The sequence below is a fragment of the Agarilytica rhodophyticola genome (genome assembly GCF_002157225.2).
GTDB lineage: Bacteria > Pseudomonadota > Gammaproteobacteria > Pseudomonadales > Cellvibrionaceae > Agarilytica > Agarilytica rhodophyticola.
Window position 1 is genome coordinate 120,716 of the sequence record NZ_CP021745.1, and the last position, 11,069, is coordinate 131,784.

6 protein-coding genes are annotated in these 11,069 nt (G+C 39.0%); 3 read left to right on the forward strand and 3 right to left on the reverse strand.

The window, feature by feature from the left end:
- Positions 1-94: 94 nt before the first annotated feature.
- Complete coding sequence (locus BVC89_RS28820; protein ID WP_103654418.1) at positions 95-898, forward strand: MBL fold metallo-hydrolase; 804 nt, start codon at positions 95-97, stop codon at positions 896-898.
- A gap of 29 nt (positions 899-927) precedes the next feature.
- On the opposite strand, the gene BVC89_RS28825 is transcribed toward BVC89_RS28820, so the two are convergent.
- The 3 genes from BVC89_RS28825 to BVC89_RS28835 form a co-directional block, all read right to left on the reverse strand.
- Complete coding sequence (locus BVC89_RS28825) at positions 928-1,638, reverse strand: response regulator transcription factor (protein WP_103654419.1); 711 nt, start codon at positions 1,636-1,638, stop codon at positions 928-930.
- The gene (locus BVC89_RS28830) at positions 1,631-3,202 is read right to left on the reverse strand and encodes a sensor histidine kinase (RefSeq protein ID WP_103654420.1); all 1,572 of its coding nucleotides are present in this window, start codon (positions 3,200-3,202) and stop codon (positions 1,631-1,633) included. The genes BVC89_RS28825 and BVC89_RS28830 overlap by 8 nt, the downstream gene beginning before the upstream one ends.
- An 89-nt stretch (positions 3,203-3,291) precedes the next feature.
- The gene (locus BVC89_RS28835; protein WP_103654421.1) at positions 3,292-3,810 is read right to left on the reverse strand and encodes a phosphoribosyl-AMP cyclohydrolase; all 519 of its coding nucleotides are present in this window, start codon (positions 3,808-3,810) and stop codon (positions 3,292-3,294) included.
- Between the two features lie 808 nt (positions 3,811-4,618).
- On the opposite strand from BVC89_RS28835, the gene BVC89_RS28840 reads away from it, so the two are divergent.
- Complete coding sequence (locus tag BVC89_RS28840; protein WP_103654422.1) at positions 4,619-7,612, forward strand: carbohydrate-binding protein; 2,994 nt, start codon at positions 4,619-4,621, stop codon at positions 7,610-7,612.
- A 418-nt stretch (positions 7,613-8,030) separates the two neighbouring features.
- On the forward strand, positions 8,031-11,030 hold the full coding sequence (locus BVC89_RS28845) for a carbohydrate-binding protein (protein ID WP_103654423.1): 3,000 nt from the start codon (positions 8,031-8,033) through the stop codon (positions 11,028-11,030).
- Positions 11,031-11,069: the final 39 nt, after the last annotated feature.

An 11,069-nucleotide genomic window follows, 5' to 3' on the forward strand; every position in this document is an offset into this window, starting at 1 on the left:
ACACATTGGTTGCATTATGAAACTGTAATGGATATAGTTACGCAAGTCAAAGATGTTTAAAAATCGTCTTTGAAAGTTATACCGGGTCATTTTTATGAGTAAGCTAGATAATATGCTGAGCAAGAAATCATTAATCGTTTTAGTGATAGTGCTTCTATTAGTACTTTTAATTCTTTTTTTAAACGCTAGTAGTGGCGTTACTCGGAACTATAAAGGTTTTTCTGTTAGCACTTTCTCTGAATCTTTCATTAACGTGCACCTAATTAGTGATGGTACGAATCACTTTCTTATCGATTCTGGACTAGATAAACAATTTGGAAAAATTGAAAAATTCCTACTAGATCATAGAGTCGACCCTAAAAACCTAAAGGCCATTATAGTGACTCATGGTCATCACGATCACGCTGGGACGGCAGCATATTTTCAGAATAAATATGGCATTAAAATAATAGGTGGAGCAGGTGATCTTAAGCTGTTTGATCAAGGTAAAAATGATAGATTATGTTCAACAGGAACGTTAGCATCTCTTCGTCACCCGCTTGATCAAAGTGGAAAATACCCAACATTTACGCCAGATATAGTAATAAATAATAGGGCAGAGCTTGCTCCAATTACTGGTATCTCAGGCTTCATAGAACCAGTTCCTGGACATACAGAAGGTTCATTGGTTATTGTTGTTGGAAAAGTCGCTTTTGTCGGTGATATGTTTCGAGGTAGCATGACAAGAAAAGATAAAGCTGAAATGCATTTTTACCAATGTAATATAACGAAACTTAAAGAAGGACTGGAAAAAACCCTAAAACAATTAGCGCTAAATGTGGATATTTTTTTTCCTTCCCATATGGGGCCAGTATCGAGGAAGTCTGTAGAAAATTTATTAAATGAGATGGTACCTTAACGAAAATGTTTCGCATATCTAACAAATTCCTATTGCAGATTACACGAACCTAGGCGGTAACCCGCGCCTCTGACGGTTTCAATAAATATTTCACCACTATCTTGGGGTAAAGCAGCTGACTCACTGAGTTTTTTGCGTAAGCGTCGAATATATACATCGACAATATTTGTCATGGGGTCTGAGTTCGTACCCCAGATCTTGCTTAATATCCTTTCTCTAGTTAATACTTTTTCGGGATTAGAAAGAAATAATTTTAACAGTCTAAATTCTAGCTGTGTCAATCCAACTTGCGATTTGTTTAATAATATCCGTTGGCTTTCTATATTTATCTGTAGTACACCCTGCTCAAGGATTTCTGAATCATCTTTTATAAAATTCTTAGTGCGGCGAAGTAACGCTAGAATACGTGCGAGAAGTTCATCAAAGTCAAAAGGTTTTCCTAAATAATCATCAGCGCCGGCGTGTAAACCCTCAACTTTATCTTCAATTTCATGTAATGCTGTTAGAACTAATATCATTACTTGTGGCTGTTTTTGTCGAATATGAGTTAGATAGTCAATTGTATCGGCATCACCGAGCATACGGTCAAGTAGGATTAAATCGTATGTATCGCCGTTTAGTCTACTCAGTAGTTCATCCACTGTAGCAACCCAATCACAGCAATAACCTTCGCCTTCTAAACCTCTATGGAGAAAGTCCGCGAGTTTTTTTTCATCTTCAACAATTAATATATTAGCCATCAGTCGGGCTCTCTTGAGGTAATAAGATAGTAAACTGGCTACCTTCCCCTAAAGTGGAAACAACATCGATAGTTCCTCCATGACTCTGTACGATGGTCTTGGCAATAGCCAAACCTAGACCGGCACCTTGGCTGCTGCGAGAGTTTGCTCCTCTAAAGTAACGATCAAATATATAAGGTATCATTTCTGGAGCAATACCTTCTCCTTCATCACAAATCATAATCTTTATGGTGTTATCTATAAGATAACACTCGAACTTAATCGTTCCCCCTTCATTGCTATAGTTAAGTGAATTATCTAGAACAACCATTATTACTTGGGCAATACGCTCAGGATCGAACTTTGCGATAGATAAACCCTCTTGTATACTCACTTTTAACGCAGCATTTTTACGTTCAATTAAGGTTTGAATCTGTTTCGTTGTTTCGCTAATAAATTCGCGAATATTTACTGTTTGTGGTGTTACTCTGAGCTTCCCCGATTCGAAGCGTGCCACTAGTAATAAGTCATCCACCAGGCGGCTTAAGCTGAGAGATTGCTCAAGGACATTTTTTAGTGTCGACTGATAATCTTCTTCGGTGATTGACTGTTGTCTTAGTGTTACTTGCACCTCTCCTCGGATAATAGTCAATGGTGTTCGTAACTCATGGCTAATATCAGCTAAGAATTCGCGTCTTGCTTTATCCTTATCTTGTAGAAGCTTATTGGCATTAGTGAGCTCTGTGGTTCGCTTAGCAACTTGAAATTCGAGTTCACGGGTGGCGTTAGTCACTTGTTCCCGCTGTTGCAATAATTCCTCTGCCATCGAGTTAAACGATGCTGCAATCGCATCGAACTCTGCATCGAAACCACGGGAAATGCGATATTGATAATTACCCTGAGCGATAGCTTCACTACCCAAGCGAATTGAATTTAAAGGTTGATAAAGAATTCCGACCAACCAATAACATCCAAAAATCACTATTGGCACGGCCAAAATTGCAAGTAATACGGAATACCAAAACAGCGATTGATTGAACGCTTCTATTCGCGCATTAAGTGTGGCTACAACATTACTCTGCCGAGTAACTGCAGCATTAATTGCCTCTCGAAAACGGTTATCAATTGTAACTTCTAGCAATTGCTGCACACGTTGTTGTTGAGCCAAGCGCTTTGAATCTGCTTTGTTAATTATGGCCCTGAACTCAATAATAATATCATCAATTAAAACGCTTAGTGCGTTTGTATCTTCGATAGTGCCCTGAGTCGCAACGGCTCCTAATGCTTGCCGTTGCTTTTCTTCTAGCATTTTTATCTTAGCTATGGACTGTTCTATAATAGCTCTTTTGTTGCGCACCTCTGCCTGGTTCGCATCTCGTCCGAAAATAAGCTCGTCAGTCAGCTGTTTAAATAGGCGGTAGGATGTACTTGAGACAATCAGATGTTCAGTAAGTAGGGACTGTGCAATTTCGTTTTGCTTTAGGTTTGAGCGAGTAATTTGCGATGTTGTAACTACCATTACTGAAGTAACAACAATTAAAAAAAGCGTTGAGCCGGCGAATATGGAAAGTTTTCGTCTATACATACTTTCACTTACCTATGAGCGCAAACTATTATAAATAAGCTTAAGCCAAACAGCATGTATACTGTCTGGCTTGGCCGTTAATACACATCTTAGCTAAATGGCAAAGATGAATGATGAAGAACAATTTTTAATTGATTATTATCATCTAGCCGATAACCAAAAGTATATTCTACCTTAACTTCCTGATTGTCAATTGTTGTAAAATAGTAATTTCCCATGGCAAGTGCCATATCGTTTTCAATCAACACTTTGTGATTTTCAAAACGCACATTTTTCCACGGGTTTATAGCAAAGCCTCCGTCTTCTTTAACGATACCCTTTACAAAATATGAGTGAGCTTCTTCAAACGTCTGCCGAAACTGATCATACTTTGCCTTTGTAGGTTTAAATAATACGGGCCCGTGTTGGTAGTCATAAAGATCCGTGATGTGCTCTGCAGCGGCGGCTCTGTAGTCTCCACCATCTATTTTTGCTCGTCCGATTTGTACTATGCCTTTACCCCAGCGGTTCTGAGCCTCAAATACCATACTTTCTGTAATACCAGCGCTGACATTGCCAGCTAAAACAAAAGAACCGAATAATGCTGCTATAGATTTAATTAATTTCATGGTCATCTCCAGTTATTCAAATGATAGAGATAAAGTAACAAGAGAATGATGAATAGGTATTTGCTGGAACATTAACAAAAGATTAACTTCTTATGCTTGGAGAAGGTTAAATTTACCTTATAGCAACCCTGTTGAATTTTATTTATATAAAAATACATAAATATAGTTTTCGACCTAAATGACGCATAAAAACGAATATAGCTTGGCTGCAACTTAAATAAGTTAATTGCGATTCCCTGAGGTAATAATTTGTTAATCATTAAATTTAAATAACCGGCAAACTGGCTGGTTTTACCAATTTATTATTAAATAAATTAAATTTAAAATGTTATTCCAATCATTTGTTTTTTATTACCGAAAGTTTGTAGTGTCATTAAATCTACGAGATTCAGTTGTATTGCGAATTAATCGAATTTAAAAATATTGATTTTCAAAACATACTTTACTTCGCTATTTGATGCCCTTCGATAAATTTTTAATAGCACCTTTTAAGCTAAAAAACGTGATTTAAATTGAAAAAAATGCAGCCATTAGAAGCAGAAAATTATATTAAATAGCATAGATATTTTTATAAGTTAAGAAATTATTCATTAGTAAAACCTTTTGATATTTATTGCTAATTTAATCTTTATTTAAGACATAACATGAATTAAATATAGATAAAACGATAAGAATATAAAATAAATTCTCAAATAATTTAAAACAGTAAAATGTTCTAAACTATTTTGTGAACTTATTCTCTGTGTAGTAGCAGAAAAAAATATTGAATAGCCTCTAACTCACACAACAGGTCTTAATCAGGTGAAAAATGAAATCTAACAACAAGCTTAAACGACTTTTGCGGTGTGCTGGTGTCACACTCTCGTCGATATTGATTCCAGCATTTGTTGCAGCACAAGACCAGTGCAACACAACCCAGCAATGCAGGGTCGAGTTCGGCCCATCAGCAACCGACTGCAGAGATAGTCGAAGTAATAACAGCATATGCATGTGTGGAAACGAACGTTGCGATATACAAGCATCTCCAGAACTACCAAGCTTTCGTTTTGACTTTGGTACTTCAGATTCACCGCGACAAGCAGGATATTTACGCATAACGTCATCGTCTTTGAGTGGCCCTTCGCGGTGGACTGACGGCTCAGGTCTGCGTCCAGTAGACCGGAATAAAAGCACGCAATTGAATCGTGACTTTGTCTACTCCAGACATGCACGTACTTTCCGTGTGAGCAGTATACCCAATGGTAGTTACCGCGTGACAGTAACTCTGGGAGATACTTATAGCCACGATAACATGGTGATTAAAGCGGAAGGCCAAACTAAAGTATCGGATATTGATCGTGGCGCTAATGAATGGCGAGATGAGACCTTCGATGTAAACGTTTCCGATGGGAACTTGGATTTAGAGTTCTCCGACGCAGGTGGTTCTGATCCAAATTGGGTAGTCAATGCTGTTGTTATCGAAGGAGCCAGTTCAGCTCCGGCACCAACGCCTGCACCGGTGCCAACATCTCCTCCTGTGGCTGGGTCTAAAAACACTATTATCGCTATTGAGGCCGAGTCTGTATCACCTGTGGGACACTGGAAGAGACACTCTTATATAGAGACCACACCAGCAACGGAAAGACGGCGAACGGGTTTACTTTTCGATCCTCCAAAGAGCTTTTTGAATGGTGCGGACAGGGGCCAAACACTTGTTTATAACTTCAAAAGTAAAGAAGCGGCAAGCTATCGCCTAAGCTTACTTATGGCGCGGGATAAAACTAAGTTCAGTAAAGATGATCCCGGTGGATCAGGAAACTGGGGCGATCAACGTAATAATGATGTATACGTCAAGCTTATCGAAGCAAGAACGAATAAAACTATTTATGGCCCTACACGACTTTTCTTCGGAGGCAGGAAAGACCTCAACGATAGGATGGTCTGGGGAAATATGTATGATAAGAAGAATGGCGGCAAAGATGGTTGGAAATCTGCCAGTATTGCGAAACATAACTTAAAGGCGAACACCGACTACAAATTGGAAATCTCAGGTCGTGGTGATGGTGTAATTATCGATTATATTTCTCTTACGAGTGAGAAACATTTGAGTGATACATCTGCCCATCGTCGAACCAACAGACGTGATCTCCCTAAATTACCTTCACCCTCGATTTCTAATACGGACCTCAACCAGTATCCAGCAATGGAAATATGGAGTAAAGCAGGTGTGGAAGGTGGTATACCAAAAAATTTACCAATTAAGAAAAGAATTGGCTCAGGAGACAATATTCAAAATGCTGTTAATGACGTAGCCAAAGCTGGTGGCGGTGTAGTGCTATTGAGAAATGGCATTTATAGGCTTAATGGCAAAAACGGAATAAAAATGGCAAACAAGGTAGTTATCAGAGGTGAAAGTCGCGATGGCGTGCGTATCGAATCGAGACTTACCGCAGGTGCCGGATTTACCTTCGATAAAGTTCAATATTCTGGTGTGGAAAACCTAACGTATAACTTTGAATACGGCGGCAAGCCTCCCAGGCATGATTGGTATGGCAACACCGATGGTAATTCACGTATAAATAGTTTTCATATTACTAGTGGAACAAAAAATAATTGGGTTAAGAATTGTAATATTATAAATTCTGGTCAAGATCCAATTTCAGTTGCAGGTAGTCACAATACTTTTACCGGTAACTATGTGGACGGTTCTTACAATAAGTCTGGAGGTAAAGGCTATTACCGTATTGCATTTGGGTCGCATAATCTTGTCAAAGGTGAAACTATGAAAAACCTTAGACACATTGGCGTACTAACCCGACGTGCAGCATACAATGTAATTGTAGATAACTTTATTGAAACAGATGTTAATTTCCACACTGGAGACGTTGGTCATAACTTAGTTGAAGGAAATAGTGTTTATCTACCTAAACATCATGGTTGGGGACTGTTTGGCACAGGTCTTCCACGTTTCTCACATATGACTCCAGGAGATGGCAACCTTGTTGTTAACAACATCACTCGTCACGACAAATATAATCACTCGATTAATTCACAAAAAGATGTCGTTTTTATGTTCCAAGGTTATGGAGATCCTGTGCCCACAAATATCAAAGTACCTGAAGGCGGAAGATTTTATGTACCTGCTTGGGGTGATGGAGTACAGAAGCAGATTAGCTTTGTGAATCCAACACCTAGGGATAAAGCTATTTTAGGTGTTGGTTCTAATCTGGAAGTGACGGTAGAAGGGCAAGGTGATATTCAGTCGATTGCACTTTATCGTGATAACACTTTTGTTCGAGAAGAACTGCAAGAACCTTATGAGTGGAGCGGCAATAAAGATGCACTGCTACAAAATTTGGCGGAAGGTAAATATGAGTTCCGAGCAGAAGCAACGTTTGCTGATGGCGCGCGTGCTAATAAAAGTTTTATGGTAACTGTTGGTGATTCCACTCAACTTAGTAAACGAATCCAAGCAGAAGACTTCGATGCACAATCGGGTATTCAAAATGTCTTAGGTAAAAAAGTCGGTTATGTTAATAATGGTGACTGGATACGTTTTAATGGTTTAAGTATTGCGCAGGCATCATCTTTTAGCGTCAGTGTTGCAACTCCGACACAGGGTGGCACGATAGAAATACGCTCTGGCTCGCTGCAAGGTCCACTACTAGGAAGTGTAGATGTCAGTAATACGTTTGGTTGGGATAAGTTTGTTTCGCTCCAAACGAATGTTGCTTCTGTTTATACAAGCACTGATATTTTCCTTGTGTTTAAAGGATCAGGTAACGGCTATCTATTCGATATCGATTATTTTCAGTTCGATTAATTAATGATAAAGCCGGCGTTTTTTAACGCCGGCTTATTGATTCACTCGCTACAATACCTACCAAATCACCTCTAATACACGCTACATAACACAGTATATAAATAGGAGAGAATTATAATGATGCTGAAATTAATTTTATTTTAAATTTAGCTTTGAATATTCTATAAACAAAAGATTAATTCAAAATCAAAAATTATACTCCAGTAAAATAAAGCAAAATTTATTGCTAATCTAAAAATCAGACTAGGTTGTGCAAAGAAATCATTAGTAAAAATAACGCCCAAGGAAAGGAAGCTGATTTTTATAGCAAATATAGTAGTACTACACCATTCACTCTAGAATTTAAATAGTTTAAATATTTTTATAAATTAAAAAACAATAGATTTTAATTTAAAAAAGGCTTTAATCAGGTAAAAAAATGAAACCTAACAATAAACTTAAACGATTTTTGCTATGTATTGGTATCACATTCTTATCAGTGTTTACATCAGCATTTGTAACGGCACAAGATCAGTGCGATACAACACAGCAATGTAGAGTCAAGTTCGGCTCATCAGCAACAGATTGTCGAGATAGCCGAAGTAATAGCAGCATATGCATCTGTGGAAGCGAACGTTGCGATATACAGGCATCTCCAAAACTACCGAGTTTTTATTTTGACTTTGGCACCTCAGATTCGCCTCGGCAGGTAGGATATTTGCGTGTAACTTCATCATCTTTAACTGGTACTGCCCGTTGGATCGACGGTTCGAGTCTGCGCTCGTTAGATCGTGAAAAAAATACACACTTAAATCGTGACATTATTTACTCCAGATATGCGAGAACTTTTCGAGTGAGAGTGCCAAATGGCAGTTACCGTGTGACAGTGACTCTAGGGGACACGTATAGCCATGATAATATGGTGATTAAAGCTCAAGGAGAAATCAAAGCATCAGATATCGATCGTCGTGCCAATGAATGGCGGAACGAAACCTTTTCTGTAGATGTTTCCGATGGAAATCTGGATTTAGAATTCTCCGATGCTGGTGGTTCTGATCGAAATTGGGTAGTTAACGCTGTTGTAATTGAAGGTACAAGTTCAACGGCGCCGACACCAAAACCAACGCCGGAACCAATCTCCACACCTTTACCTGAATCTGAGTATACTATTATCTCTATAGAAGCAGAATCAGTGTCGCCAGTAGGCTATTGGAGGAGCCATTCTTACTTCGAAACTACGCCGGCAACTGAAATACGACGAACGGGCTTGATTTTTGATCCACCAAATAGTTTTTTAAGTGGTCCACAAAGCAATCAAACCCTTGTGTATAATTTCAAAACCAAGGAAGCTGGAGTCTATAACCTTGCCTTATTTATGGCTCGGGACACTACAAGATTCTCTAAGGAAGATCCTGGTGGATCTGGTGCGTGGGGCGATCCTCGCAATAACGATGTGTATTTCAAGATTAGTGAATCGCAAAGTAAAAAGGTAGTTCATGGGCCCATGAGGCTGTTTTTTGGTTCGAGACGTGATCTGAATGACAGGTTGGTATGGGGTAACATGTATGACCCCACGAATGGCGGTAAAGAGGGTTGGAAAAACTCTTCTATTGTAAAGCACGCTTTGAAAGCCAATACTGAATACAAGCTTGAAGTTACCGGTCGTGGTGATGGTGTTATTTTAGATAGAATTTCAATCAAAACAACGGCAAACCAACGCAATACAGAGAGACATCGTGCACCTGTCGGTGAGCGGATTCCTCAACTACCAAAAGTATCTATCAAAACCTCAGACTTAAGTCAGTATCATGCTATGCAAGAGTGGAGTAAAGCTGGCGTAGAAAGAGGCATACCTAAGAATTTAAAAATTAAGAAAACTATTAATCCTGGCAACAATATTCAAGCCGCTATTGACGAAGTCGCCAACGGCGGCGGTGGTGTAGTGTTGCTCAAAAATGGTATCTACAAGCTAAGCGGTACGTCAGGTATCAAAATGAAAAGTAAGGTTGTGCTAAGGGGTGAAAGCCGCGCTGGTGTTCGTATCGAATCTCGACTCACTAAAGGTCCTAGCATCTTATTTGACCGAGTAGAGTATGCCGGTGTTGAAAACTTAACGCATCAGTTCTACTTTGGTAATAGTGATCCTCGTCACGATTGGTATGGCAACCCTGACAATAATAAGTCAAAGATAGATAGTTTTCATATGACAATAAATTCCAAAAACAACTGGATTAAAGACTGCAATATTATCAATTCAGGTAATCATCCAATTACGCTTTCTGGTTCGCATCATACAGCGACCGGTAACTATATCGATGGAGCATATAACAAAGGCGGTGGTGGCAGTGGCTATTACAATATTTGGAAAGGGTCGTATATGCTTGTTAAGAACGAGAATATAAGAAACCTAAGGCACCTAGGCATACTCATGCAAAACACTTTCTATAATGTAGTGGTTGATAACTTCATTGCAACCGACATTAATTTCCATTTGGGTGACGTAGGACACAACTTGATTGAGGGCAATAGCATTCACTTACCTAAGCATCATGGATGGGGCGTAGTAAGCACTGGTCTCCCGCGTTTCAAACATATGGGGCCTGGAGATGGGAATATTATAGTTAATAACTTAACACGTCACGACAAATATAATACATCTGAGTATTCACAAGAAAATCTGGTTTACACTATGGAAGGCTATGGCGGACCGGTACCGACTAAGATAAAGGTGCCTAAAGAGGGACGATTCTACGTGCCTGCTTGGGGCGATGAAGTACAGAAGCAGATTAGTTTCGTGAATCCAACACCTAGGGATAACGCCATTTTAGGTGTTGGTTCTAATCTGGAAGTGACGGTAGAAGGGCAGGGCGATATTCAGTCGATTGCACTTTATCGTGATAACACTTTTGTTCGAGAAGAATTGCAAGAACCTTATGAGTGGAGTGGCAATAAAGATGTACTGCTACAAAATTTGGCGGAAGGTAAATATGAGTTCCGAGCAGAAGCAACGTTTGCTGATGGCATGCGTGCTAATAAAAGTTTCATGGTAACTATTGGTGATTCCACTCAACTTAGTAAACGAATTCAAGCGGAAGACTTCGATGCACAATCGGGTATTCAAAATGTCTTAGGTAAAAAAGTCGGTTATGTTAATAATGGTGACTGGATACGTTTTAATGGTTTAAGTATTGCACAGGCATCATCTTTTAGCGTCAATGTTGCAACTCCGACACAGGGTGGCACGATAGAAATACGCTCTGGCTCGCTGCAAGGCCCACTACTAGGAAGTGTAGATGTCAGTAATACGTTTGGTTGGGATAAGTTTGTTTCGCTCCAAACGAATGTTGCTTCTGTTTATACAAGCACTGATATTTTCTTTGTGTTTAAAGGATCAGGTAACGGTTATCTATTCGATATTGATTATTTTCAGTTTGATTAATTTATAATGCAATGTCTCAATAGCTAATAAAAAATATTG

Coding starts and splice junctions, on each gene's coding strand:
- BVC89_RS28820 (WP_103654418.1), top strand. CDS start 95: ATGAGTAAGCTAGATAATATGCTGAGCAAGAAATCATTAATCGTTTTA.
- BVC89_RS28825 (WP_103654419.1), bottom strand. CDS start 1,638: ATGGCTAATATATTAATTGTTGAAGATGAAAAAAAACTCGCGGACTTT.
- BVC89_RS28830 (WP_103654420.1), bottom strand. CDS start 3,202: ATGTATAGACGAAAACTTTCCATATTCGCCGGCTCAACGCTTTTTTTA.
- BVC89_RS28835 (WP_103654421.1), bottom strand. CDS start 3,810: ATGAAATTAATTAAATCTATAGCAGCATTATTCGGTTCTTTTGTTTTA.
- BVC89_RS28840 (WP_103654422.1), top strand. CDS start 4,619: ATGAAATCTAACAACAAGCTTAAACGACTTTTGCGGTGTGCTGGTGTC.
- BVC89_RS28845 (WP_103654423.1), top strand. CDS start 8,031: ATGAAACCTAACAATAAACTTAAACGATTTTTGCTATGTATTGGTATC.